Origin of the sequence: Sphingomonas sp. (assembly GCF_032114135.1) — a bacterium.
Taxonomy (GTDB): domain Bacteria; phylum Pseudomonadota; class Alphaproteobacteria; order Sphingomonadales; family Sphingomonadaceae; genus Sphingomonas.
The window spans coordinates 1397048-1420357 of record NZ_DAMCTA010000001.1 but is presented as its reverse complement, the minus strand read 5'-3'; the positions used below and the strand labels follow the sequence as shown (position 1 = coordinate 1420357).

The 23310-nt window shown below is 67.4% G+C and carries 25 protein-coding genes; 15 read left to right on the top strand and 10 right to left on the bottom strand.

The genetic code is table 11. From position 1 onward, the window contains the following. Positions 1-53 precede the first annotated feature (53 nt). A complete protein-coding gene (locus RT655_RS06575; protein WP_313535670.1) occupies positions 54-2111 on the top strand; it encodes a TonB-dependent siderophore receptor in 2058 nt (685 codons plus the stop codon). Here the strand turns inward: RT655_RS06575 and RT655_RS06570 are convergent. From RT655_RS06570 to RT655_RS06560, 3 genes are all read right to left on the bottom strand, one after another. Beyond that, positions 2105-3430 (bottom strand): serine hydrolase, encoded by a 1326-nt coding sequence (locus tag RT655_RS06570; RefSeq protein ID WP_313535669.1) that lies wholly within the window; start codon positions 3428-3430, stop codon positions 2105-2107. The genes RT655_RS06575 and RT655_RS06570 overlap by 7 nt on opposite strands. A 69-nt stretch (positions 3431-3499) precedes the next feature. Beyond that, on the bottom strand, positions 3500-5476 hold the full coding sequence (gene parE / locus RT655_RS06565) for a DNA topoisomerase IV subunit B (protein WP_313535668.1): 1977 nt from the start codon (positions 5474-5476) through the stop codon (positions 3500-3502). A gap of 216 nt (positions 5477-5692) precedes the next feature. Continuing rightward, entirely contained in the window at positions 5693-6436 is a 744-nt protein-coding gene (locus RT655_RS06560; protein WP_313535667.1) for a GcrA family cell cycle regulator, read from the bottom strand. 52 nt (positions 6437-6488) lie between these two features. Between RT655_RS06560 and RT655_RS06555 the strand changes: the two genes are divergently transcribed. The 5 genes from RT655_RS06555 (at position 6489) to argF (ending at position 12632) form a co-directional block, all read left to right on the top strand. After that, positions 6489-7328 (top strand): ABC transporter permease, encoded by an 840-nt coding sequence (locus tag RT655_RS06555; RefSeq protein ID WP_313535666.1) that lies wholly within the window; start codon positions 6489-6491, stop codon positions 7326-7328. 59 nt (positions 7329-7387) lie between these two features. Next, a complete protein-coding gene (locus RT655_RS06550; protein ID WP_313535665.1) occupies positions 7388-8758 on the top strand; it encodes an HD domain-containing phosphohydrolase in 1371 nt (456 codons plus the stop codon). A gap of 61 nt (positions 8759-8819) precedes the next feature. Next, entirely contained in the window at positions 8820-10250 is a 1431-nt protein-coding gene (locus tag RT655_RS06545) for a patatin-like phospholipase family protein (RefSeq protein ID WP_313535664.1), read from the top strand. A 119-nt stretch (positions 10251-10369) separates the two neighbouring features. Then, positions 10370-11566 (top strand): aspartate aminotransferase family protein, encoded by a 1197-nt coding sequence (locus RT655_RS06540; RefSeq protein ID WP_313535663.1) that lies wholly within the window; start codon positions 10370-10372, stop codon positions 11564-11566. 148 nt (positions 11567-11714) lie between these two features. Next, complete coding sequence (argF, locus tag RT655_RS06535; protein WP_313535661.1) at positions 11715-12632, top strand: ornithine carbamoyltransferase; 918 nt, start codon at positions 11715-11717, stop codon at positions 12630-12632. A 141-nt stretch (positions 12633-12773) separates the two neighbouring features. On the opposite strand, the gene RT655_RS06530 is transcribed toward argF, so the two are convergent. Continuing rightward, on the bottom strand, positions 12774-13565 hold the full coding sequence (locus RT655_RS06530; protein ID WP_313535660.1) for a hypothetical protein: 792 nt from the start codon (positions 13563-13565) through the stop codon (positions 12774-12776). Between the two features lie 331 nt (positions 13566-13896). On the opposite strand from RT655_RS06530, the gene RT655_RS06525 reads away from it, so the two are divergent. The 7 genes from RT655_RS06525 to queE all read left to right on the top strand — a co-directional run bounded on the left by RT655_RS06525 (position 13897) and on the right by queE (position 17901). Then, positions 13897-14103, top strand: a complete 207-nt coding sequence (locus tag RT655_RS06525) for a cold-shock protein (protein ID WP_121074684.1) — start codon at positions 13897-13899, stop codon at positions 14101-14103. Between the two features lie 89 nt (positions 14104-14192). After that, positions 14193-14411 (top strand): hypothetical protein, encoded by a 219-nt coding sequence (locus RT655_RS06520; RefSeq protein ID WP_313535659.1) that lies wholly within the window; start codon positions 14193-14195, stop codon positions 14409-14411. A 4-nt stretch (positions 14412-14415) separates the two neighbouring features. Next, positions 14416-14757, top strand: coding sequence for a DUF6481 family protein (locus RT655_RS06515; RefSeq protein ID WP_313535658.1), 342 nt, complete (start codon positions 14416-14418; stop codon positions 14755-14757). A 234-nt stretch (positions 14758-14991) separates the two neighbouring features. Beyond that, the gene (locus RT655_RS06510) at positions 14992-15918 is read left to right on the top strand and encodes an Hsp33 family molecular chaperone HslO (RefSeq protein WP_313535657.1); all 927 of its coding nucleotides are present in this window, start codon (positions 14992-14994) and stop codon (positions 15916-15918) included. Positions 15919-16018: 100 nt separating this feature from the next. After that, on the top strand, positions 16019-16432 hold the full coding sequence (locus RT655_RS06505; protein ID WP_313535656.1) for a DUF3617 family protein: 414 nt from the start codon (positions 16019-16021) through the stop codon (positions 16430-16432). Between the two features lie 147 nt (positions 16433-16579). Beyond that, positions 16580-17272, top strand: a complete 693-nt coding sequence (queC, locus tag RT655_RS06500) for a 7-cyano-7-deazaguanine synthase QueC (RefSeq protein WP_313535655.1) — start codon at positions 16580-16582, stop codon at positions 17270-17272. Beyond that, positions 17269-17901: a 7-carboxy-7-deazaguanine synthase gene (gene queE, locus RT655_RS06495; protein WP_313535654.1), complete on the top strand. Its 633-nt coding sequence runs from the start codon at positions 17269-17271 to the stop codon at positions 17899-17901. The genes queC and queE overlap by 4 nt, the downstream gene beginning before the upstream one ends. 54 nt (positions 17902-17955) lie before the next feature. Here queE and RT655_RS06490 read toward each other — a convergent pair whose 3' ends face one another. The 3 genes from RT655_RS06490 to lipB all read right to left on the bottom strand — a co-directional run bounded on the left by RT655_RS06490 (position 17956) and on the right by lipB (position 19787). After that, positions 17956-18606 carry a hypothetical protein gene (locus tag RT655_RS06490; protein ID WP_313535653.1) on the bottom strand — a complete coding sequence of 217 codons (651 nt, stop codon included), beginning with the start codon at positions 18604-18606 and terminating at the stop codon, positions 17956-17958. Between the two features lie 204 nt (positions 18607-18810). Beyond that, positions 18811-19038 (bottom strand): hypothetical protein, encoded by a 228-nt coding sequence (locus RT655_RS06485; RefSeq protein WP_313535652.1) that lies wholly within the window; start codon positions 19036-19038, stop codon positions 18811-18813. 104 nt (positions 19039-19142) lie between these two features. Continuing rightward, complete coding sequence (gene lipB / locus RT655_RS06480; protein ID WP_313535650.1) at positions 19143-19787, bottom strand: lipoyl(octanoyl) transferase LipB; 645 nt, start codon at positions 19785-19787, stop codon at positions 19143-19145. 100 nt (positions 19788-19887) lie between these two features. Here lipB and RT655_RS06475 point away from each other — a divergent pair, with 100 nt between their 5' ends. Then, positions 19888-20712, top strand: a complete 825-nt coding sequence (locus tag RT655_RS06475; protein ID WP_313535649.1) for a hypothetical protein — start codon at positions 19888-19890, stop codon at positions 20710-20712. Further along, positions 20709-21452, top strand: a complete 744-nt coding sequence (locus tag RT655_RS06470) for a hypothetical protein (RefSeq protein WP_313535647.1) — start codon at positions 20709-20711, stop codon at positions 21450-21452. The genes RT655_RS06475 and RT655_RS06470 overlap by 4 nt, the downstream gene beginning before the upstream one ends. Here the strand turns inward: RT655_RS06470 and RT655_RS06465 are convergent. The 3 genes from RT655_RS06465 to RT655_RS06455 are packed head-to-tail and all read right to left on the bottom strand — an operon-like array spanning position 21419 to position 23302. Beyond that, positions 21419-22015, bottom strand: a complete 597-nt coding sequence (locus RT655_RS06465) for a GNAT family N-acetyltransferase (RefSeq protein WP_313535645.1) — start codon at positions 22013-22015, stop codon at positions 21419-21421. The two genes, RT655_RS06470 and RT655_RS06465, sit on opposite strands and share 34 nt — an antisense overlap. A gap of 4 nt (positions 22016-22019) precedes the next feature. Continuing rightward, positions 22020-22862, bottom strand: a complete 843-nt coding sequence (hemF, locus tag RT655_RS06460; protein WP_313535644.1) for an oxygen-dependent coproporphyrinogen oxidase — start codon at positions 22860-22862, stop codon at positions 22020-22022. Further along, the gene (locus tag RT655_RS06455) at positions 22859-23302 is read right to left on the bottom strand and encodes a tRNA (cytidine(34)-2'-O)-methyltransferase (RefSeq protein WP_313536920.1); all 444 of its coding nucleotides are present in this window, start codon (positions 23300-23302) and stop codon (positions 22859-22861) included. The genes hemF and RT655_RS06455 overlap by 4 nt, the downstream gene beginning before the upstream one ends. Positions 23303-23310: the final 8 nt, after the last annotated feature.

The window sequence follows — 23310 nt, the reverse complement described above, 5'->3', positions numbered from 1 at the left end:
ACTGCAACATGCTGCAGCGCAATGATACAACATTACACAAAGGGCAACTCATTTTGCGCGTAACCCTCGCCACGGCCTTGCTTTCGCTTGGCGCGATCTTCCCCGCCGCCGCCGAGGAACGCGAACCCGACACCGATCCCGCCGGCCAGGAAATCGTCGTGCTCGGTACCCGCGAGCAGCACACGGACCGCACGCTGTCCGCCGACCCGGCGACCGAGCGCATGTCGCAATCGAGCCGAGTGCTGGAGCGCGATCTGCTCACCGCCGCCGGGAGCTATCGCCTGTCCGACGCGCTGGAGCTGGTCAGCGGGGTGAGCAATCAGAACAACCGCGGCGGCGTGATGGACAATTTCGCGATCCGCGGTTTTCTCGGCACGCCGGACGGTGGCGGCGAATATTATGTCGACGGCTTCCTCGCCAATCGCGGCATGGCCCCGCCGCGCGACCCCGCCACGACCGAGCGGATCGAGCTGCTCAAGGGGCCGATGGGCGCGCTGTTCGGGGATGCCGATCCCGGCGGACGGGTCAATCTGGTGAGCAAGACGCCGGGGACGGTTGCAACGGGCAGTGCCACGCTCACCTATGGATCGTTCGACACGAAGCGCGCCGAGCTGGATCTCAACCAGCCGATCACTGGCACGCTGGCGGTGCGCGTCGTGGGCGCGCTGGAGGATAGCGACGGCTGGCGCGATTTCGTGACGCTCAAGCGGCGTACGATCGCGCCCTCGGTCACCTGGCGGCCGACCGCGGGTGTGCATCTCACCTATGTCGGCGAGATCACGCGCTTCGACACGCCGTTCGATCGCGGCATGCCGGCCATCGCCGGCGACGCTAACGCGCTGCCCCGGAACCGCTATTTCGGCGAGCCGAGCAACGGCGTCACTCGCTTCCGCAACGAACGCCACCAGCTGACCGGCGAGGTCGCGCTCGGCGGCGGCTGGGCCCTCAACGGCGGCGTGGCGTGGCGTACCGGATCGCTGAACGGTTTCTCCGCCGACCCGTCGCGGCTGGTGGGGCGCAGCCTGTGGCGGCAGCGGCGGCAGCGCAACTATACGGTGGACGACCTTTCCGCCCGGATGGAGCTGACTGGCCACGTCGCCCGCCACCAACTGAGCTTCGGCCTCAAGGGCACGGTGCTGGACTATCGCGAGGGGCTGCTGCGCCGGAACCCGAGCGCCGCCGCACCCTATGCGGTCGACGTGTTCGCCCCCGTGTATGGCGGCACCGCGCTGCCGCTCACGCCTTTTACCGACAATCGCGAAAAGCGCTGGGCGGCGACCGCCTATCTCCAGGATCTGTGGGAGGTCACCGACCGGCTGACGCTGAGCGGCGCGGTGCGCTATGACCCCTATCGCCAGCGCATCGCCAACAACCGCACTGGTGCGGTGGGCCGGTCGGTGGACGATCCGGTGCACTTCCGCGTCGGCGCGCAGTATCGGCTCGAGCCGCGTTTCGCCCTGCACGCGAACTGGGGCGAGAATTTCGTGCTCAACTCAGGCACCGGCCGCGACGGCAGCGGCTTCGCGCCGGAGACGGGCAAGGGCTATGAGCTGGGGGCCTCGGCGCGGCTGCCGGGAGTCGACCTGTCGGCCAGCTGGTTCTCCATCGAGAAGCGCAACATCCTGACCAACGATCCCGTCGACCCCAATTTCAACGCGCCTGTCGGCCGGTTGCGCAGCCACGGCATCGAGCTCGACGGATCGGCCAGGCTCGCCCGCCACTGGCAGCTCGTCGCCAACTATGCCTGGACGCATGCCCGCACGCTCGACCGCAGCTTCGCGACCGACCGCGTGCTCGACGTGCCGACCCACGCCGGCACCGTCTTTCTGCTCGGCCGCTTCCTCGATGCGGACGGGAAGGGCCCCTCGGTGAGCGGCGGCCTCGCTTATGTCGGCGACCGCATTGGCGCGATCGACGGCAGCGGGCTGGTGTTGCCGGGCTACGTCAAGGCCAAGGCTGCGGCGGAATATGCTTTCTCCCGCCGCGTCAGCGTGCGGCTGGAGGCGGACAACCTGTTCGATGCGCAGTACGCGATGAGCTCGTACAGCAGCCTGTGGGTCTATCCCGGTGCCCCGCGCACGGTGCGCGGATCGGTGCGGATCGCTTATTGAGACGGGGCGGCGAGCTCGGCCGCCTTGCCGATCAGCCCGGCGAAGCGGCCCTGCTCGACCTCCTGCGCGGGGTCGTTCCAGCTGGCGGAGAGGACGGTCCAGCTGCCGTCCTTGCCCTGCAGCAGCAGCGTCATCGCGATCACCCCCGGCTCGGAGCCGCCCTTGTAGCCGACATAGCTCCATTTGCCGGCGGCCAGCGGTGGGATGCCGGGGTTCTTGGACAGCACCGCGCGCGCGTCCTTGCCCCTGGGGCCTTCGGTGTTTCGGCGAATCCAGTCCATCACCCGGACGAGATCGGCGGGCGTTTCGAACCATTCGAGCGTGTCGATCGACAGCGGCTTGCCGGCGGAGAACAGGCCGACATCCACCTTGCTGAGCGGCGTCGCTGCCACCTCGCCGGCGAGCAGCGCCCGGCGCCCGGCCTCGTTCGCGGCGATATAGCGATCGCGCAGCGCCGGGATGGTCTTGAGCTTGAAGGCCTCGGCGGTGCCGAGGAACGGCCGGTTGCGCGCCGGATCGGCGATGCCGAGCACCGGCAGCATCGCCTCCACCTTGGTCCGCCCCAGCGTCTTCAGCAGGATGTCGGTCGCGCTGTTGTCGCTGATCGAGATCATCTGCGTGGCCAGTTCGCGCAGCGAGACCTTGGTCCCCGCCGGCTTGGCCGTGTAGCCGCCGCCGGGCAGTTCGCTGCCGTCGAGCGTGACCATGTCGTCCCAGCTGCGCTCGCCGGCGTTGGTCGCGCGGATCAGCTCGGCGAGGATCACCAGCTTGAATTCGGAGCCGATCGCGAAGGCCTGGTCGGCATTGTGCTGGCGGAGCAGCTGCGGCTTGCCGTCGCCCAGCTTTGCGAGCGCATAGCCGGTGCGGCCCCGCAGCCCCTTGAGCGCGGCTTCGACCGCGTCGAGCGTCGCCTCGCGCGCGGTGACGCCCTGCACCAGCAGCCCGGTGATGCGGTGGTCGCCGGCAGGATCGACGGAGATCGCTATGCTGACCAGCGCGTCGCGATATTCGACGATGATCGTGCCCGACCACGGGGTTTTTGCATCGAGTTTCTGCAGGTCCGAATAGGGGCCGGCCGATGCCGCGATCTGCTGGCGCACGGTGTCGAACGTGGCCTTGGGCACCTGCGCGCGGAAGGCGTCCGAGAAGGCGGCTTCATAGTCGCCCTTGCCCTGCAACAGGTCGGGCAGCTGGTTGACGCGGTCGCGAAATTCCTTGGCCGCCTGCACCGGCGCGGCGGCGGGTGCCGCGGGCGCCGTCTGGGCGAGGCAAGGCGTCGCGCAGGCCAGCAGCGGCGCGACGATGGCGATGAGACGCATCCGACTATCTCCCCCCGTGTTAGGAGGATGGTACACGTAGTCCGGCGGCGCGCAAGCCGCGACGCGCTCTCAGGCGTCGATCACCTCTTCGTCGAGCCGTGCCGCATTTTCCTGGATGAAGGCGAAGCGGTGGGCGGGGTTGTTGCCCATCAGCCGGTCGACCAAGTCCTTCACCCCCGCGCGCTCCTCATATTCCTGCGGCAGCGTCACGCGCAGCATGCCGCGCGTCTTGGGGTCCATGGTGGTTTCCTTGAGCTGGTTCGGGTTCATCTCGCCGAGGCCCTTGAACCGGCTGACTTCCACCTTCTTGCCCTTGAACGCGGTCTTCTCGATCTCGATGCGGTGCGCGTCGTCGCGGGCGTAGAGGCTCTTCGACCCCACCGTCAGGCGGTAGAGCGGGGGCTGGGCGAGGTAGAGATGCCCCTTGCGCACCAGGTCCGGCATTTCCTGGAAGAAGAAGGTCATCAGCAGCGTCGCGATGTGCGCGCCATCGACGTCCGCGTCGGTCATGATGATGATGCGTTCGTAGCGCAGATGCGTCGCGTCGCAGTCCTTGCGGGTGCCGCAGCCGAGCGCCTGGATAAGGTCCGCGATTTCCTGGTTGGCGAGGATCTTGGCCGAGGTGGCGCTGGCGACGTTGAGGATCTTGCCGCGGATCGGCAGGATCGCCTGGGTCTTGCGGTCGCGCGCCTGCTTGGCCGAGCCGCCGGCCGAATCGCCCTCGACGATGAACAGCTCGGTGCCCTCGGGGCTGTCGGCCGAACAGTCGGTCAGCTTCCCGGGCAGGCGCAGCTTGCGGCCGCTCGTCGCCGACTTGCGCTTGACCTCGCGCTCCTGCTTGCGACGCAGGCGATCGTCCATCCGCTCCAGCACATAGCCGAGCAGCGCCTTGCCGCGCTCCATATTGTCGGTGAGATAATGGTCGAAATGGTCGCGCACCGCCTTCTCGACGAGCGCGGTCGCCTCGGGGCTGGTGAGGCGGTCCTTGGTCTGGCTCTGGAACTGCGGCTCGCGGATGAACACCGACAGCATCACCTCGGAGCCCGTCACCACGTCATCGGGGTTGAGGTCCTTGGCCTTCTTGTTGCCGACCAGATCGGCAAAACTGCGAAGACTCCGCACCAATGCCTGGCGGAGGCCCTGTTCGTGGGTGCCGCCATCGGGCGTGGGGATGGTGTTGCAGTACCAGCTATAGCTGCCGTCGCTCCACAGCGGCCAGGCGACCGCCCATTCGACGCGGCCCTGCGAATCGGGGAATTCCTGGGTGCCCGCGAAGAAGTCGGCGGTGGCGCATTCGCGGCTGCCGACCTGCTCCTTGAGGTGGTCGGCGAGGCCGCCGGGGAACTGGAACACCGCCTCGGCCGGCGTGTCGTCGGTGATCAGCGACGGATCGCACTTCCAGCGGATCTCGACCCCGGCGAACAGATAGGCCTTGGAGCGGGCGAGCTTGTACAGCCGCGCGGGCTTGAACAGCATCTCGCCGAAGATCTCGGGATCGGGGGTGAAGGCGACGCTGGTGCCGCGCCGGTTGGGCGTGCCGCCGAGCTTCTCCAGCGGCCCCAGCGTCTGGCCCTGGCTGAAGCGCTGGCGGTAGAGCTGCTTGTCGCGCGCGACCTCGACGACCGTGTCGACCGACAGCGCGTTGACCACCGAGATGCCGACGCCGTGCAGGCCGCCCGAGGTCGCGTACGCCTTGCCCGAGAATTTGCCGCCCGAGTGGAGCATCGAGAGAATCACCTCGAGCGCCGACTTGTCCGGGAAGCGCGGGTGCGGATCGACCGGCATGCCGCGGCCATTGTCGACGATGGTGATGCGGTTGGGCGCGGACAGCGTCACCTCGATGCGGTTGGCATGGCCGGCGACGGCTTCGTCCATCGCGTTGTCGAGGATTTCGGCGGCGAGGTGGTGGAGCGCGCGCTCGTCGGTGCCGCCGATATACATGCCCGGCCGGCGCCGTACCGGCTCCAGCCCTTCGAGCACCTCGATCGAGGAGGCGTCATAGGTGCCGGCGGGGACGGAGGGCGCAGCGAAGAGGTCTTCGGACATGCGGAACGTATAGGGGGTGCGGGGGTGTCCGCGCAAGGCGGGGGTGGGGTTTGCCGGCTGGGAGGCTGACCGGCCTTGGCGGCCATCGCTCCCCTCCCGCTTGCGGGAGGGGTCGGGGGAGGGACTGATGTGGAAGAAGCGCAGCTGGATTTGAGCCCCTCCCCTAGCCCCTCCCGCAAGCGGGAGGGGAACGCGGGTGGAGAGGCTTGCCGAGCTTCAACGCGGGCGGGGCGTGCCGCCAAAGGGCATGGTCGGCGCGGGGCGACGGTCGCGGCGCGGGAGCTGCGCCTGATAGGCGTGGCCGCAATGCGCGACGCAGTACGGGAAGCCCGGATTCACCTTGTCGCCGCAGAAGTGGAAGTCCGGCTCGCCCGGGTGGCCGAGCGGCCATTTGCAGATCTTGTCGTTGAGATCGAGCAGCGTCGTCTTGCCCGCGATCGCCTCGCTCGGCTTGGCGGGGACGAGGCGGCGGGGCGGCGCCGGGGTGCTCGGCGGGGCCTGCTCGCCCGGATTCTGGCGGATGAAGCCACCCGGGCCGACCGAACGAAGCACCTGCTGCGGTGCACGCGGCGCTGCAGGTTCGGCTGCTTCGGAGGCGTCGTCGATGTCGCTATCCTCGACGGGCGAAGGTGCGGCAGGCGCGGGGGGCGCCGGACGCGGTGTCGCTGCCGGTGCGGGCGCCGCCGCCTGGGGGCGAGGCGCCGCGGGTGCCGGGGCGGGCTTGGGCGCGGGTGCCGGCTTGGGCTCGGCCGGCGCAGCAGCCGCAGGTGCAGCAGCCGCGGCTGCCTTGGCTTCGTTGGACTTCACCGGCGACGGGCGCGAGGGCAGGCCGAGGCGGTGCGCCTTGCCGATCACCGCATTGCGCGACACACCGCCCAGTTCCTCGGCGATCTGCGTCGCGGTCAGGCCGCTGTCCCACATCTTCTTCAGCGTCTCGATACGCTCGTCGGTCCAGCTCACTTCGGTTCCTTCGTCTTGCGGGCAGCGGCGTCAGCGGGTACGCGATCGCGTCATGAGCAGCCACCCCGAAATCGGTTCACAGCTTCCCGAGCCGGGCGTTCCGGTGATTCGCAACGTCAACTGGGGAGGCTTGCGCACCCTCTATATCAAGGAGGTGCGCCGTTTCTTCAAGGTGCAGCTCCAGACGGTGTGGGCGCCCGCGGTTACAACCCTCCTCTATCTGGTGATCTTCACGGTGGCGCTGGGCGGCGGCGGCCGTGTGCTGGTGCTCGACGGTGTCCCGATTCACTACGCAGATTTCATCGCCCCCGGTCTGATCGTGATGGGCATGCTGCAGAACGCCTTCGCCAATGCCAGCTTCTCGCTGCTCGTCGGCAAGATTCAGGGCACCATCGTCGACTATCTGATGCCGCCGCTTTCCACCGGCGAGATGCTGGCGGCGCTGGCGGGCGGATCGGTGACACGCGCCTTCTGCGTCGGCGGCGCGGTATGGCTGGCGATGGCATTGTGGGGCATTCACGTCTTCCCGGCGCATTTCTGGGCGGTGCTGTGGTTCGGTTTCCTCGGTTCGCTGTTTCTCGCGCTGATGGGCGTGATGACCTCGATCTGGGCGGAGAAGTTCGATCACGCGGCGGCGGTGACCAATTTCGTCGTGGCGCCGCTCGCGTTGCTGTCGGGCACCTTCTACTCGGTGGAGAATCTGTCGCCGGTGTTCCGTGCGATCAGCCATTCCAACCCGTTCTTCTACATCATCTCGGGCTTCCGCTACGGGTTCCTCGGCGTCGCCGACTCGCCGATCTTGATCGGCAGCGTGGTGATCCTGACGCTGGACGTGGTGCTGGGGCTGTTCTGCTACGCACTGCTGCGCCGGGGTTGGAAGATTAAGAGTTAAGCGCAACCCGGCTTTAAGCCGTGTTGGGGTATGGCTGCGGCTCCCCAGGGACGCCGCCCATGCTGCACTATGATTCCGCCCATTTCGATGCCCGGTCCAGCGGTACCACCTCGCTGGCCGAGATACTGGGTGCCTTTTCCTACGCGCTCGATCTGACCGAGGGGCAGCCCGCGGGGCATTCGCTGCGCGCCTGCTGGATCGCCAGCCGGATGGCGGTGGCGCTGCAGCTTCCTGCCGCGGACCGCCGGACGGTCTATTATGCGACGCTGCTCAAGGATCTTGGCTGCAGCAGCAACGCCGCGCGGATCGCCGAACTCTATCTCGCCGACGATCGCCGGGTGAAGCAGGAACACAAGCTGCTCGCGGTGGGGCTGGGGCCGACGCTGCGCTACGTCTTCACCCGCACCGGCCAGGGCCAGCGGCTCGGCGCGCGGGCCAAGGCGATCCTCGCCATCCTGCGCGACGGCAATGCCATCGTCACCGACCTGATCCAGACGCGCTGCACCCGTGGCGCCGACATCGCCCGCCAGTTGCGATTCCCCGAGCCGGTGGCGCAGGCGATCGCCTCGCTCGACGAGCATTGGGACGGCAGCGGCAAGCCGCTGGGCCTGCGCGGCGACGCGATTCCGCTGGCGGCGCAGCTGGCGCTGCTCGCGCAGATCGTCGATGTTTTCCATCAGGCGGGCGGCCCCGATGCGGCGACCGAAGAGGTGGCGGCGCGCGCGGGTAGCTGGTTCGATCCGGCGCTGGCACGGTGTTTTGCCACACTGGCGACGCGCGAGCCCGGTTTCTGGCCGGACCTCGCGCACCCTGCTCTCGAGGCGCGAGTCCGCGCCTTCGAGCCCAAAGAGCAGCGCGTCGCGGTCGACGAGGACTATCTCGACGACATCGCCGCCGCCTTCGGTGCGGTGATCGATGCGAAGAGCCCCTATACCGGCGGTCATTCGGGGCGGGTGGGTGCCTATACCGAAGCGCTGGGGCGGGCGCTGGGCGTCGAGGGCGCACCGCTGCGCACGCTCAAGCGCGGTGCGATGCTCCACGATGTCGGCAAGCTGGCGGTAAGCAGCCGGGTGCTGGAAAAGCCGGGCAAGCTCGACGAGATCGAATGGGAAGAGATGCGCAGCCATGCCGCGCACACCACCGCGATCCTGTCGCGCATCGCGCCGCTGCGCGACATGGCGGCGATGGCGGGCGCGCACCACGAGCGGCTCGACGGGCGCGGCTATCCGCTGGGCCTCGATGCGATGCTGATCGCGCGCGAGGCGCGGATCATCACCGTCTGCGACTTCTACGACGCGCTCACCGCCGATCGCCCCTATCGCGCCGCGCTGTCGGTAGAACAGGCATTGGGCATCATGGCTGGGGAAGTCGGCAAGGCGATCGATGGCGAGGTATTCGCCGCCTTGCGCGATGTCGTTACGAAAGAATAACTTCTTCCCGGTAGCACGACGGCAGGGCGCGCGGGGGTGCGCCTGGGGACGGGGGGGTGTGATGAAATCTTTGCGCGTGATGCTGCTGCTGGTCGCAGCAGGTGGGTGGCTGGCGGGGTGCAGCCAGCCGCGGCCGAAGCCGATTGCGGGTTGCAACTACAAGGTACTCCCGCTCACCGTCGGACCGAAATGGCACCAGCCCTGGCGGGGGCCCGATGCCGCCGCTGCGACGGTACTCGACCAGGCGGAGACCCCCGAAGTCGCTGAACTGGGCCGAGCGCTGCAAGCACGGCGCCTGCGCAACGCCGGGCTGCGGCGCGCCGCCATCACGGGCGTCCCGCGCGACCAGTTCCTCGCGCTCAGTGGTGGCGGGCAGCACGGCGCCTTCGGGGCGGGCTTCTTCTACGGCATGCAGGCGGCAGCGCGTGCGAAGCACGACACGCTGCCGGATTGGGACATCGTCACCGGCGTCAGCACCGGCTCGCTGCAAAGCACCCTGCTGTTCCTCGCCAACCAGCCGGTACCGAGCGATCGCGGCTATGGCTGGGTGGACGGGCCGATGTCCGGCAAGGACGGCGCCACGGGGCTGGTAGTGACACCGGGCGAGTCCAATGTCGGCGATCTCGTGCTCGCCTATTCGATCGCGCAGGAGGCCGATCTGATGCGGACCCGGAGGGGCGGGGCCATAGCTGGGGCGCTGCTCAAGGGATCCACCGCCAGCTTCGCGCCGCTGCGCGATCGTCTGCTGCAGATCATGACGGTGGGCACGCTGCGCGCGGTCGGCCAGGAATGGGTGGTCAACAAGCGCCAGCTGTTCGTCGGCGTCAGCAATCTCGACGACGGTGCCGGCTATGGCATCGACATGACCGAGCTGGCCGCGCGGACGCTGTCGACGCGCGCCGCCGGCGATCTTGCGCGCATCCAGGGCTGCTATGTCGATGCGCTGCTCGCTTCCGCCTCGGTGCCGCCGGGCGTCCCGCCGGTGACGCTGCAGACCGATCGCAGCACCAACCTGTATATGGATGGCGGTGCGCGCTTCGGCATGTTCCTGGAGCCGGTGCTTGCGGCGCGGCGTGCGGCGGGGGAGGACCGTCCGGCCGACGTCACGCTGATGGTCAACACGTCGATGGCTGCCGGGCCTTGGAATGGCGACGGCACGCCGACGCAGCGCTGGTCGGTGGTCAGCGCGGCGCTGCGCGCGGTCAATCTGATGGAGACGCAGGTCTATGTCTTCTCGGCCGCGGCGGTGGCGGATCTTGGGATCGCCAGGGGCGGGCTGAACATGGCGGTGCTGGGCAATGGCGGCATTCCCGGCGGCGAGCCGCCTGAGACGCATCGCTTCGACGGCAAGAGCTGCAGCCAGTGGCAGGCGATCGACGCCCGGGCCAAGCCGCTTCAATTCTATCCCCGCTATATGGCGTGCACGGCGGATTATGGCCGGTCGCGCGGCGTGATCGCGCAGTGGAACCACCGCATGCCGGCACAGCCATAATGGCAGGTTGACCTGTGGGGGGCAGCGGCCTTAGAAATGCGAGAGGGCGGCCCGGATAGGTCGCCCTTTTGCGTTTCTGGAGTTTCCCCACCCCTTTTCTCGTAAGGAGTATCGTTCCCATGACCATCACCCCGCTCATGCCCGTCTACCCGCGGTGCGGTGTGCGGCCGGTGCGAGGCGAGGGCTGCTACCTGATCGGGGAACGAGGGGAACGCTATCTCGATTTCGCCGCCGGTATCGCCGTCAACGCGCTGGGCCATGGCCACCCGCATCTGGTGAAGACGATCGCCGACCAGGCCGCCACGCTGATGCACGTGTCCAACCTGTACGGTTCGCCCCAGGGCGAGGCATTTGCCGAGCGGCTGCTCAAGCACAGCTTCGCCGACACGGTGTTCTTCACCAATTCGGGCGTCGAGGCGATCGAGTGCGCGATCAAGGTCGCGCGCCGCTATCACTATGCCAATGGCAACCCGCAGCGGCACAAGCTGATCACCTTCAAGAACGCCTTCCACGGCCGTTCGCTGGGGGCGATCTCGGCGACCGACCAGGGCAAGATGCGCGACGGGTTCGAGCCGCTGCTGCCGGGCTTCGACTATGTGCCGTTCAACGATCTCGAAGGGGCGATCGCCAAGATCGACGACGAGACCGCGGGATTCCTGGTCGAGACGATCCAGGGAGAGGGCGGCATGACCGCCGGCCGGCCCGAGTTCATCCAGGGCCTGCGCAAGGCCGCGGACGAGCACGGCCTGCTGCTGATCCTCGACGAGATCCAGTGCGGCTATGGCCGTACCGGCAAGATGTGGGCCTATGAGCATTACGGCATCACGCCGGACATCATGACCTCGGCCAAGGGTATCGGCGCGGGCTTCCCGCTCGGCGCCTGCCTCGCCACCGAGGAAGCGGCCAAGGGCATGGTCGCCGGCACGCATGGCTCCACCTATGGCGGCAACCCGCTGGCGATGGCGGCGGGCATGGCAGTGCTCGACGTGATGGAGGAGCCCGGCTTCCTCGAGCATGTCACCCGCATGGGCGAGCGGCTCCGCCAGGCCTTCGAGCAGATGATCCCCAACCATGATCATTTGTTCGAGGAAATCCGCGGCAAGGGGCTGATGCTCGGCATCAAGATGAAGGACAGCGTGGTGAGCCGCGACTTCGTCGCCCATCTGCGCGACCATCACGGGCTGTTGACCGTGGCCGCGGGCGAGAACGTGTTTCGCGTGCTGCCGCCGCTGGTGATCGACGAAAGCCACATCGCCGAGGCGGTCGACAAGCTGAGCGCCGGCGCGCGCAGCTTTGCGCCGGCGGCTGCGGCCTGAGGACTGAACCGATCCTCCCCGGGACGGGGAGGGGGACCATGCGAAGCATGGTGGAGGGGGCTCTCCGCAAAGGGCGTCGCGGGTGGAGGGCCCCCTCCACCCCGACGCTCCGCGTCGCGGTCCCCCTCCCCGTGCCGGGGAGGATGTTATGACCCGCCACTTTATCGATCTCACCGATGCCGGCCCCGACGCGATCGCGGCGATGCTGAACGACGCGATGGCCCGCAAGACCGCGCGTGCCGGCTGGCCCAAGGGCAAGCCCGATGCCGATGCGCCGCTCACCGGCCATGTGCTGGCGATGATCTTCGAGAAGAACAGCACCCGCACCCGCGTGTCGTTCGACATGGCGATCCGCCAGCTCGGCGGCACCAGCATCGTGATGGACGCCGGCTCGATGCAGCTCGGCCGCGGCGAGAGCATCGCCGATACCGCGCGCGTGCTCTCGGGCTATGTCGACGCGATCATGATCCGCACCGACGATCACCAGAAGGTGCTCGACATGGCAAAGCACGCCAGCGTGCCGGTGATCAACGGCCTCACCGATGCCTCGCACCCCTGCCAGATCATGGCGGACCTGCTGACCATCCTCGAGAGCGGCAAGGCGCTGCCCGGCCTCAAGGTCGCGTGGCTGGGCGACGGCAACAACGTGCTCGCCTCGATCATGGAAGCCGGCGGGCTGATGCACTTCGACGTCGTCGCCGCCTGCCCGCAGGGCTATCAGCCGAGCGACGCCGATGTCGCCCGTGGGCGTGGTCGCGCCCGCGTCGTCGGCACCGCGCGCGAAGCGGTGGAAGGCGCCGACATCATCGTCACCGATACCTGGATCTCGATGGGCCAGGCCCATGCCGAGACCAAGCTCAATGCGATGATGCCCTTCCAGGTCGACGAGGCGCTGATGGCCGCGGCCAAGCCCGACGCCCGCTTCCTCCACTGCCTGCCCGCGCACCGCGGCGAGGAAGTGACCGACGCGGTGATCGACGGTCCGCAATCGCTGATCTGGCCCGAGGCCGAGAACCGGCTGCATGCGCAGAAGTCGGTCCTGCGCTGGTGTTTCGGGCAGATTTGAAGCCCAGGCTCCCCAGCCTGCGTTCCCCTCCCGCGTGCGGGAGGGGCTAGGGGAGGGGAGGACGGCCTAGCGTGCGGTGGCGCTCAAGACGGAACCACCACGTCAGTCCCCCCCCAACCCCTCCCGCAAGCGGGAGGGGCTTTAGATCCCCGCCAGCGCGCTCACCGCGGCGACCTCGGCCATCGGCAGCGCGCCGACCGCCTGCTCGACCGCGGCCAGCGCCTGCTCCGACGATTGCAGGTCGCCGCCGTCGCGAGGGTCGTCGTCGCGATGCTTATGGTACTTGCGGCGCAGCGCGGCCTTGAGCTCGCGGGCGAGGGCGCGAGCTTCGTTCTTAAAATTGTCGTCGGCCTTGGCACGCGCGGTATCGGCGGCGCGCTTCTCGTCGGCCGCCTTGTTCGTGCCGAGCGCGGTACCTCCGGGCTTGGCCGCTTCGCCTTCGGCTGCCGCCTTGTCCTTCTCGGCAGTCTCGGCCTGGGGCGTCGCTTCGCCCCCACCTGCGGCAGGCGCGTCGGCCTTGGCCTCGCCCGCCGGCGTCGCCGCGCTGGCCGAAGCGTCCTCACTATCCGCGCCGGCCAGTTCGGCCGTGCTGCCCCCGGCGCTGGTATAGCTCTTCACCGCCGCGGCGAGTTCGCGCGCTATCTGCGCGGCCGCCCGGGCGAGCTTCTTGGGGTCGCCCGCATAGATCATCTTGAGCGCCTGCAGCCGCGCCTTTAGTTCCTGCACCTTCTGCGCCTCGCGCGCCCGTTGGTCGTCGCTGGTCTTGCTCTTGATCGTCTTGAGGGTTGCGACGGCGTCCTTCGCCTGCTGCAACTTGCGCGCGGCCATCTCCTCCTGCCTGGAGGGTACCGCGTTCGCCGTAGCGCCGGTGGCGGTGCTGCGCGGCGGCGCCAGCGACGCCAGGGCGGAGAAGGAGACAGCGGGGAGCTTCATCTTTTCTTCATAGAAAGAGACGCGCGCCGCGGTTCGGATACAGCGGTAAAACTACGTACATCTTTAAATATTGGCGCGCGCCAGATGCCGAGATGAACGGCGCAAAGGCCTGTATCGGTTCAAACTGCTAAATAATCGATGGGTTCCGCACAAAATTCGGCGAACACCCTAACAATCCTTGTGGGGGCACCCCATATGACAAATGCTGACGTCGCATGCGACGGATATTGGGCCGCTTAGGCTCCCCCCTTTGTCCCTTTCTAGCCTCACCGAAGCCGGGATGTGCCGCTGTTGGCGCATGCCCGTCATGCCTGGGACAAAGGATGCCCATATGATCACCGGAACCGTAAAATTCTTCAATAACGACAAGGGCTATGGCTTTATCGCGCCGGAAACCGGCGGCGGTGACGCCTTTGTTCACATCTCGGCCGTCGAGCGCGCAGGCATGCACACGCTCGATAAGGACCAGCGCGTTACCTACGAGCTGGAGACGGACCGTCGGGGCAAGACCTCGGCCGTCAATCTTCAGTCGGCCTGAAGCACTACGGATCGGGCGGGCATGCACATGCGCGCCCGTTTCCATTTGGATCGAGCGGGAGCTCCCTGCTTCAGGAAACGGAGGACAGCATGTCCAGAGCAATCAACGTCAGCGCCGCGAAAGAGCATGTCATCGCGACCTGCGCCAAGCGCAGCATCGCCATCAGCGCGATCGAGACGCTGCAGTCCGGCGGCACGCGCGTGGTGATGAACAGCAGCGCCGATACGGCGATCATCGCCAAGGCCTATGGCCGCAAGGTGATCACCGGTGCCGTCGTCCGCGTACCGACGCGTGTTGGGAGTCTGTAAGAACATGGTAGCATATACGGCGCCGGGATTTCAGGAACGCGCGAGCGCGTCGGCTACGGCGAAAAGCAAGGCGCTGGCGATGCTCCGGGCACGGCCCGTCGTCGATGCCGATGCCCTGGCAGCGGCCAAGGAGCGTCGCGTGGCGGCGGAAAAGGCCAACGCCGAAAAGCGTGCAGCGGCGCTCGCCGAGCGCGAGGCACTTGCTGCTGCCAAGCGCGAGAGCAGGGCAGAAGCGATCCGTGCGGTAGAAGCCGCAGCGGCCGTCCCGGTACCCACCGAGGCGGATCGCAAGGCGGCACGCGACGCGCGCTACGCGGCCCGCAAGGCCAACAAGCGCGCCCGCTGATCCGATCGCGACCACCGGGTCGCGACGGCGCAAGCGCAGGCGTTGCCCTTGTGGCATGCGGCGGCGCGCATCAGTCTGGCTGGGCGTATCGCGCGGGCCCTCCGCGGCGGGAACCCACATTGTTTCCCGCCGCCAAACCCCTATTTACACCTCCGAACCCAGAAAATGCGTTCGTCGGAACGCGCGGAGTCACCCGGACTTCTCGCGCCCGCAAACGAATGCCGGAGACGTATCGTGACCCACCCCGTTCCCGCCGCCGATCTCGATCGCGTGACCGGCTTTGCCATTCCCGAGCGCCATGTCCGTGGCCGCGTCACGCGGCTGGGGCCGGTGCTGAACGAGATTCTGTCGGCGCATGCCTATCCCGCGCCGATCGAGAAGCTGCTGGCCGAGGCGCTGACGCTCACCGCGCTGCTCGGCAGCACGCTCAAGGATGCCGAGGGGCAGATGACTCTGCAGGCGCAGACCCAGCGCGGCATCGTCAGCCTGATGGTATGCGACTACAAGAATGGCGAGCTGCGCGGCTATGTCCAGTTCGACGCCACGCGGCTTAGCCGGCTCGGCAAGAACCCGTCGCTAAGCGCGTTGTTCAACGGCGGCTATCTGGCGGTGACCTTCGACCAGGCGCTCACCAACGAACGTTACCAGGGCATCGTGCCGCTGGAAGGCGCCTCGATCGCCGAGGCGGCGCAGAGCTATTTCCTCCAGTCGGAACAGATCCCGACACTGGTGCGCCTCGGCGTGCACAAGGACAAGACCACCGGCAAGGTGATCGCCGGCGGCTTGTTCCTCCAGCATCTGCCCGAGGGCGAGGTGGGACGCGAGCGGCTGCACGTGCGGCTCGACCATCCCGAATGGCAGCATGTCGAGGCGCTGGGCGGCACGATGGGTGCCGACGAGCTGGCCGATGCGACGATCCCCCTGGAAGCCCTCGTGTGGCGGCTGTTCAATGAGGAGAGCGAGGTCCGCATGCTCGCCGGTCATGATCTGTCGCGCGGCTGCCGCTGCGGGGCCGACTATATCCAGCAGGTGCTCGCCAAGTTCCCCGAGGAAGAGCGCGCGGCGATGGCCGATGAGGGTGGCGTGATCAAGGTTGATTGTGCCTTCTGTTCCAAGCAGTTCCCGGTGGCACTTGCCGATTTCGTTCCGCCGTCGTTGTAAAGCCGTAATGCTCCTATGATATGCGAGTCGGGGAACGGTGCCGTGGGAGCGGCGCCGACCCGATCGGGAGTTGAAACGGGTGAACAAACGAGTGTCCTGGATGCAGTTGTCGGTGGTGGCCGGGCTGGCGTTGGTGACGGCGAGCGCGTCCGCGCAGCAGCGGCCCGGTGCCGCGGCGGCGACCGCGCGTCCCGTCGACGTGCCGGCGATCAACCTCATCCAGAAGGGCAAATGGGCGGTCCGCGACAGCGAGGGCGGCGAGCGCATGATGTGCGTGCGTGACCCCTATCAGATCCTGCGCCCCGAGAAGGTTACAACGCCCTGCCAGAATGTCGTGATGGAAAGCGCTGCCAGTCGCGCGACCGTCCGCAGCGTCTGCGCAGGCCATGGTTCGATGCTTACCCGCATCACCACGGACACGCCGCGCCAGGTGACCGTCGAGATGCAGGGCGTGATCGACGGCCAGCCCTTCTCGGAAACCTACGATGCCAAGCGCATCGGGGACTGTTCCTGAGCGGCTTGGTTACCATTCGTTAACGGGTTGGGGGTAGAAGGATGAGGTCCCCAGGGAGGTGTCTCTCCCTGGTTTGGTTTTCCCATTTCTATCCTTTCCGGCCGTCCCTTCGGGGGCGGCCATTTTTTTGCCGGCCTGAGCCCCTACATGCCGCCGATGACTCAAAGCATTGCCATCGCCCTGGTTTCGGGCGGACTCGATTCCATGGTCTCCGCCGCGCGTGCCCGCGAGGACGGCCACCGCCTGCTCGCGCTGTCGATCGACTATAACCAGCGCCACAAGGTCGAGCTGGACGCAGCTGCCAAGATCGCCGCGCTGCTCGGCGCCGAGCGGCACGTCGTCCTGCCGCTCGATCTGCGCGCGTTCGGCGGGTCGGCGCTCACCGCCGATATCGACGTGCCCAAGACCGGTGTCGGCAGCGACATTCCGATCACCTATGTGCCGGCGCGCAACACGATCTTTCTCAGCCTCGCGCTTGGCTGGGCCGAGGCCGCGGGCGCGCGCGACCTGTATATCGGCGTCAACGCGCTCGATTATTCGGGCTATCCCGATTGCCGGCCCGAGTTCATCGCCGGCTTCGAGAAGCTCGCCGAGTTGGCCACCAAGGCGGGCGTGGAGGGCGCGCCCTTCCGCATCCAGGCGCCGCTGCAGAACATGAGCAAGGCCGATATCGTCCGCGAGGCGGCCCGGCTGGGGCTCGATGCCGGGATGAGCTGGTCGTGCTACGACCCGACGCCCGAAGGCCTGCACTGCGGGCTGTGCGACAGCTGCCGGCTGCGCGCGCGCGGGTTCGAGGAAGCCGGGCTGCCCGATCCGACCCGCTACGCCGTCCATCCATGAGCTACGCCGTCAAGGAGATGTTCCTCACCCTGCAGGGGGAGGGCGTAAATGCAGGCGCGCGGGCGGTGTTCGTCCGCTTCGCCGGCTGCAACCTGTGGTCGGGTCGCGAGGAAGACCGCGCGACCGCAGTGTGCCGCTTCTGCGATACCGATTTCGTCGGGATCGACGGCCTGGGCGGCGGACGGTTCGCCGATGCCGCGACCTTGGTTTCGGCGGTGGAGGGGCATTGGGGACCCGGTGACGAAAGGCGCTTCGTGGTGCTGACGGGCGGGGAGCCGATGCTCCAGATCGACGATGCGCTGGTCGAAGCGCTCCACGCCCGCGGATTTCGCATCGCCATCGAGAGCAACGGCACGCTGCCGGTGCATCCCGGCATCGACTGGGTATGCATCAGCCCCAAGGCGGGGAGCGCGGTGGCGCAGCGGCGCGGTGACGAGCTCAAGCTGGTCTGGCCCCAGGCGGGCACGGACCTAGAGGCGATCGAAGGCTGGGATTTCGCCCATTTCCTGATCCAGCCGATGGACAGCGCCGAGGTCGAAGCGAACGCCCGCGCGGCGATCGCGGTGGCGATGGAGCGACCGCGCTGGCGTCTCACGCTGCAGACCCACAAGATGCTGGGCCTTCGCTAACGAAAAAGGGGTGGCACGGCGGCCACCCCCTTCCTCATTCCAATGGCGTTTGATTCAGCTCAACGCGCCGCACTTGCGCGCTTGATACTCGCCGTCACGCCAGCATTTGTCGTTGCCGAACTGCGGCAGCGGACGCAGGACCGGCCAGACAAAGGTCGCCCGGCGGGTGCGGAAATGCTGTTCGCCCCAGGCCTTGAGGCTCTCGCGCAGCTCGCGCATCCGGCGCTGTGCCACGTCGCCCACCGTCCCGCGCGGCGCGTACACCACCTCCTGGCCGATTGAGGCGGCCGTCTGGCAGAAAGACAGCTGACCAGAGACGGTGGAAAAGCTCGAATAGACGCGGGTCGAGAACACGTCGAGCGCGTTCTGCGCGGCCTTCTTCGTCTTCGACGTTTTTAAGAAATATTTCTCAAGCGTATCATATGCTTTATTGAACTCGTCATCATGGTCTTTGCGAGCGGCGACGTAGTTATCGTCCGCCAGCAATGTCGGCTCGAACTTGCACTGCAGTGCAGCAACGTTGAGCCCCGCGCGCAGGCTCCATACCAGCGCGGCACGGAGCTCCGCCGGCGAGGCATCGGGCATCGCCTGAGCAAGCATGCCCGGCTCGGTGCCGGTTACGGGCGGACCCGACAGATCCACCGACTTGAAGAAGAATTGCGCCGAGGCAGGCGCCGAAACGCACATTGCCGCGAGGGCAGCCATGCCCAAAGTGATACGCCGACCGAGCATCCCATCCTCTTGATACCGCTATGAGAGATGATCGTTAGGGCGTTTCGATTCGTCGCCCAAGCCCCTTTTTTCGAAACACGACGATCCGTCGGATGCGGGGAGGGGCCGGTTCCGAAACGAGAAGGGCCGCCCGGTCGCCCGGACGGCCCTTTCGTAACGTACGCCGAAGCGCGATGATTACATCGCGTTCGAAGCGTTCATCATGGCGTTGTCGGTCATCGCGCCGTTGTCGACCGGAGCAGCGACGTCAACGTTGGTGACCGAAGCGTCGGTGGTGTTTTCCGGAGCCACGACTTCGGTGGTGTTGTTGACGTTGGTCTCGGTGTTGCTGGTGCACGCCGAGGCCAGGAGGGCCGCACCGGCGATCATCGAACCAGCAACGATCTTCGAAAGGACTGCACGCATGTAATAGCTCCCTAGATAATGGATTTGGACGACGCTTGTACGCCGTTAATACCCAAACCGTGCTGGGTATTAGACGGTTCGGGGGACACCCTCAAGACTCGAATTTATCCCGCGCGATCCAGAGCGTCCAAAAATGGCAAAAATGTGGCCTGCAAGGCCTGGTCGAAGCGGTCCGTCGCAATCGGTTTGCCCAGCCTGGCGGCGCTGGTGACGGGGAATTCGGCGATTCCGCAGGGCACGATGCCGGTGAAATGGGTCAGGTCCGGATCGAGATTGATCGCGAACCCGTGCAGCGTCACCCATTGGCGGATTCGCACGCCGATCGCCCCGATCTTCGCCTCTAAGCCTTGATCGAGCGTCCAGATGCCGATCCGTCCGGGCGCGCGGAACGCCTCGATGTCGCATTCCCCCAGCGCCGCGATCACCCAGCCTTCAATCGCGTGGACATAGTTGCGTACGTCGCGGAGCCGCTCGCGCAGGTCGAGCACGACATAGCCGATGCGCTGGCCGGGCCCATGATAGGTATAGCGTCCGCCGCGCCCGGTGCGGTGCACGGGGAAGCGCGGATCGAGCATCTCGGCGGGATCCGCGCTGGTGCCGGCGGTGTAGACCGGCGGATGCTCGAGCAGCCAGACCAGTTCCTGCGCCGTATGCGCGGTGACGGCGGCGGCGCGCCCCTCCATCGCGGCATGGGCTTCGGCATAGTCGATCGGCCGGGGCTCGACCCGCCATTCGATGGTTTCATGCATGATCGCCGCCGCTTGCGCCCATCCGGCTCCCAAGGCAAGCATTGGCAAGGCGGTGCCCCCCGGCTAACACCCCGGGTCCCTCACGCAAGGACTTCGCCGCATGGCAAAAATGAGCATCGTCTGGGATCGGACCACGGCGTTCGTCGGGGAGCATCTCGGTACGCTGGTGCCGCTGGCGCTGGCGGCGTTCGTCGCGCCCGGCGTGATCAACAGCGGCGTGTCGGTGGCGGCGGCGACCGCGAGCCCCGGCGTCCGCCTGGCGGTGGGGATGTTGGCCATATTTCTGGCGATCGTCTCCTTCTGGGGCTCGCTGACCGTGATCGCGCTGGCGACGGGCGAACGCGGCCTTGCGGACGCGGGGCGGCTGGCGGTGCGACGGTTGCCGGCGGCGCTGCTCGTTGCGATCGCGATCGGGATCGTGGCGGCGGTGGCGATGCTGCCCGTGCCGCTGATCCTCGCAACCCGTGGCTATGACCTGATGGCGATCGCCGCGGGGCAGGGAGCGAATATCGTCGTCGATCCCCAGACTTCGAGCATGGTCGCGCTGTGGGGGCTGGTGCTGATCATCGCCGGCTTCTTTCTCGCCACGCGATTGCTCCTGGTCAGCACGGTGGTGTTGCGCGAGCGGCTGTTGTTCGGCGCGATCGGGCGTTCCTGGGCGCTCACCCGCGGGCATGGCTGGCGGATCTTCGGACTGTTGCTGCTGTTCATGGTGATCGGCGGGATTGCGCAGCTGGCGGCGAAGCTGGTGTTCGGCAGCGTGTTCGCGTTGCTGTTCGGCAATGCGCCGGGCCTGACCACCGCGCTGTTGCTCACTGCGCTCGTCACCGCAAGCGTGCAGGCGGTGGTGGTGGTGCTGCTCGCCGCGTTCCAGGGCAGGCTCTATGTCGCGCTGACGGCGACCGATTCGGTGTGGCCGGCATGACGTTGCGCCTGGCCGGCCTGTTCGCCGACGCAAAGACCCTCTGGCAGCGCGAGCGCACCCTCGTGTTCCCTGTCGCCGGGCTGTTCTTCCTGCTGCCGAGCCTCGGCATGCTGCTGCTAATGGTGCAAGGCGCGCCCGATCTGGAATCGCTTTCCGATCAGGCGGTGCTGCTTGCCTTCTACCAGAAGTTCGTCGAGGCGAACGTGGTACCGATCGCGATCGCCTATCTGGCGGTCGACTATGGCATTCTGGCGCTGTTCAGCCTGTATCTGCGCGGCCAGGGGCAGACGCTGGGGCAGGTGATGACCGCGGCGCTTCGCCGCCTGTTCCCCTTCCTGCTGCTCGAGGTGGCGGTGAGCATCGGCTTCCAGCTCGGCTTCTCGCTGTTCATTGCGCCCGGGCTCTTCCTCTTCGCACGGACCTGGCTGGCGGCGCCCGCCTATGCTGCCCGCCCCGAGGCGGGGCTGATCGAAGCGTTCAAGCAGGGCTGGCTGCGCAGCAGTGGCGTGACCGGGCTGCTCTTCCTGCTGGTCGCGGCGATGATTTTTGCCGGCGGCATTGGCGCGATGGCCGTCGCGAGCGTCTTCACCGGGCTGCTTGCGACTGCGGCGGGCGGCGGCGTGGTGCCCGAGTTCCTTGGCTATCTTCTGCTGTCGGTGATCGGCGCGGGCGTGTGGACCGCATTGGTGATCCTACGCGTCGCCGCCTATCGCGCGACCGAGCCGAGGCAGGGAATGTGAGGCGCCGCGTCGGCGGGTAGCACGCCGAGCAGGCGCGGATCGGGGAAGGTCTCGATCGTGCGCTTGATCGGCACGAAGCCATGCCGGCGGTAGAAGCCGAGTGCGGCGGGGTGGTCGAGCGTGCAGGTGTGGACCCAGACGCGCGACACGTCTTTGCGCCAGGCAAAGGCCAGTGCCTGCGCCATCAGCCAGCCGCCATGGCCCTTGCCGGCGATCTCCGGCACCAGCCCGACATAGGCGAGTTCGCAAGTGGCGTCCGTGCGGAAGTCGAGTTCGAGCATGCCGACTTCCACGCCCGCGCGATCGGTTACCGCGTAGACCGCGACCTGCGGATCCTCGAGAATCACCCGCATCCGCGCTTCGTCCATCACCAGCCGCGAATACCAGAGCCACGGCCCGCCCACCCGGCGAAACAGCGCGCGATACTTCTCGCTATCGGGCGCAGGCCAGTGGATCAGCCGGAACGGGGAGGGCGGGACCGGCCGGGGCTTGGGCCGGTCGCGCATCTCCAGCGTGGTCACGATGGTGGCGAGGTGATCGTTCGCGACGGGCAGCAGGCCCATGGGGTCAGCTCCAGGCGGCCATCGGCGGCAGGCTCATCAGGATCGCGTCGACATTGCCGCCGGTCTTGAGGCCGAACAGCGTGCCGCGATCGTAGATCAGGTTGAACTCGGCATAGCGGCCGCGCCACTCGAGCTGGCGCTGGCGATCGGCGTCGTCGAACGGCTGGTTCATGCGCCGGCGTACAAGCTTGGGATAGATGTCCAGAAACGCGCGTCCGACATCCTGGGTCAGCGCGAAATCGGCTTCCCAATCGCCTTCGAGGTGATCGTAAAAGATCCCGCCGACGCCGCGATGCACCTTGCGATGGGGGATGTAGAAATAGTCGTCCGCCCAGGCCTTGAAGCGTGGGTAATAGGTCGGGTCGTGCAGGTCGCAGGCGGCCTGCAGCCGGGCATGAAACGCGGCGGTGTCCTCGTCATAGGGCAGCGGCGGGTTGAGATCGGCGCCGCCGCCGAACCAGCGCTTGGTGGTCGTCAGGAACCGCGTGTTCATGTGCACCGCGGGGACATGCGGGTTCGCCATGTGCGCGACCAGGCTGATGCCGGTGGCGAAGAAGCTGGGATCCTCGCCCGCGCCGTGGATGGTCTTGGCGAAATCGCCCTCGAAGGCGCCGCCGACGGTGGAGACGTTGACGCCCACCTTCTCGAACACCCGACCCTTCATCACCCCGCGCACGCCCCCGCCGCCGGGCGCGCCGCTCGCATCGACGCGGTCCCAGGCGAGATAGTCGAATGAGGCGTCCGAGCCGGCCTCGCGCTCGATCGCCTCGAACTCGGCGCAGATCGAATCGCGCAGGCCCTCGAACCAGGTCCGGGCGCGCTGCTGCTGTTCGTCGAGCTCAATCACTGCGGGAATCCCTCTGTCTGGCGGAGCGCCTCGGCGAGCCCGATGCCCGTTGCGACGGCGAGGTTCAAGGAGCGCAACTCGGGCTTAAGGGGTATTCGCACCGCAGCATCGGCGCGATCGTGCACGAAATCGGGCACGCCGCTGCTCTCCGCGCCGAACAGCAGCGTATCGCCCGGCGCAAACCGCGCCTCGGGCAGGCGGGTGCCGCCGCGGGTGGTGAACAGCACCAGCCTGCCGGGCAGTCGTGTCTCGAACGCATTCCAGTCGGCATGGCGCAGCGTCTCGGCTTCATAGTCCATCGCCGCGCGTTTGCGGGCGCGGTCGCCCCAGGGAAAACCCATAGGCTCGATCAGATCCACCGCCACCCCCATGCACGCCGCCAGCCGCAAGATGGTGCCGACATTCCCTGCGATTTCAGGCTGGAACAACGCAACGCGGATTGTGGAAA

Bases quoted from the DNA above. Each gene is read 5' to 3' on its own strand.
- RT655_RS06570 (WP_313535669.1), bottom strand. From the start codon at position 3,430: ATGCGTCTCATCGCCATCGTCGCGCCGCTGCTGGCCTGCGCGACGCCT.
- parE (WP_313535668.1), bottom strand. From the start codon at position 5,476: ATGTCCGAAGACCTCTTCGCTGCGCCCTCCGTCCCCGCCGGCACCTAT.
- RT655_RS06555 (WP_313535666.1), top strand. From the start codon at position 6,489: ATGAGCAGCCACCCCGAAATCGGTTCACAGCTTCCCGAGCCGGGCGTT.
- RT655_RS06550 (WP_313535665.1), top strand. From the start codon at position 7,388: ATGCTGCACTATGATTCCGCCCATTTCGATGCCCGGTCCAGCGGTACC.
- RT655_RS06545 (WP_313535664.1), top strand. From the start codon at position 8,820: ATGAAATCTTTGCGCGTGATGCTGCTGCTGGTCGCAGCAGGTGGGTGG.
- RT655_RS06540 (WP_313535663.1), top strand. From the start codon at position 10,370: ATGACCATCACCCCGCTCATGCCCGTCTACCCGCGGTGCGGTGTGCGG.
- argF (WP_313535661.1), top strand. From the start codon at position 11,715: ATGACCCGCCACTTTATCGATCTCACCGATGCCGGCCCCGACGCGATC.
- RT655_RS06530 (WP_313535660.1), bottom strand. From the start codon at position 13,565: ATGAAGCTCCCCGCTGTCTCCTTCTCCGCCCTGGCGTCGCTGGCGCCG.
- RT655_RS06525 (WP_121074684.1), top strand. From the start codon at position 13,897: ATGATCACCGGAACCGTAAAATTCTTCAATAACGACAAGGGCTATGGC.
- RT655_RS06520 (WP_313535659.1), top strand. From the start codon at position 14,193: ATGTCCAGAGCAATCAACGTCAGCGCCGCGAAAGAGCATGTCATCGCG.
- RT655_RS06515 (WP_313535658.1), top strand. From the start codon at position 14,416: ATGGTAGCATATACGGCGCCGGGATTTCAGGAACGCGCGAGCGCGTCG.
- RT655_RS06505 (WP_313535656.1), top strand. From the start codon at position 16,019: ATGCAGTTGTCGGTGGTGGCCGGGCTGGCGTTGGTGACGGCGAGCGCG.
- queC (WP_313535655.1), top strand. From the start codon at position 16,580: ATGCCGCCGATGACTCAAAGCATTGCCATCGCCCTGGTTTCGGGCGGA.
- queE (WP_313535654.1), top strand. From the start codon at position 17,269: ATGAGCTACGCCGTCAAGGAGATGTTCCTCACCCTGCAGGGGGAGGGC.
- RT655_RS06490 (WP_313535653.1), bottom strand. From the start codon at position 18,606: ATGGCTGCCCTCGCGGCAATGTGCGTTTCGGCGCCTGCCTCGGCGCAA.
- RT655_RS06485 (WP_313535652.1), bottom strand. From the start codon at position 19,038: ATGCGTGCAGTCCTTTCGAAGATCGTTGCTGGTTCGATGATCGCCGGT.
- lipB (WP_313535650.1), bottom strand. From the start codon at position 19,787: ATGCATGAAACCATCGAATGGCGGGTCGAGCCCCGGCCGATCGACTAT.
- RT655_RS06475 (WP_313535649.1), top strand. From the start codon at position 19,888: ATGGCAAAAATGAGCATCGTCTGGGATCGGACCACGGCGTTCGTCGGG.
- RT655_RS06470 (WP_313535647.1), top strand. From the start codon at position 20,709: ATGACGTTGCGCCTGGCCGGCCTGTTCGCCGACGCAAAGACCCTCTGG.
- RT655_RS06465 (WP_313535645.1), bottom strand. From the start codon at position 22,015: ATGGGCCTGCTGCCCGTCGCGAACGATCACCTCGCCACCATCGTGACC.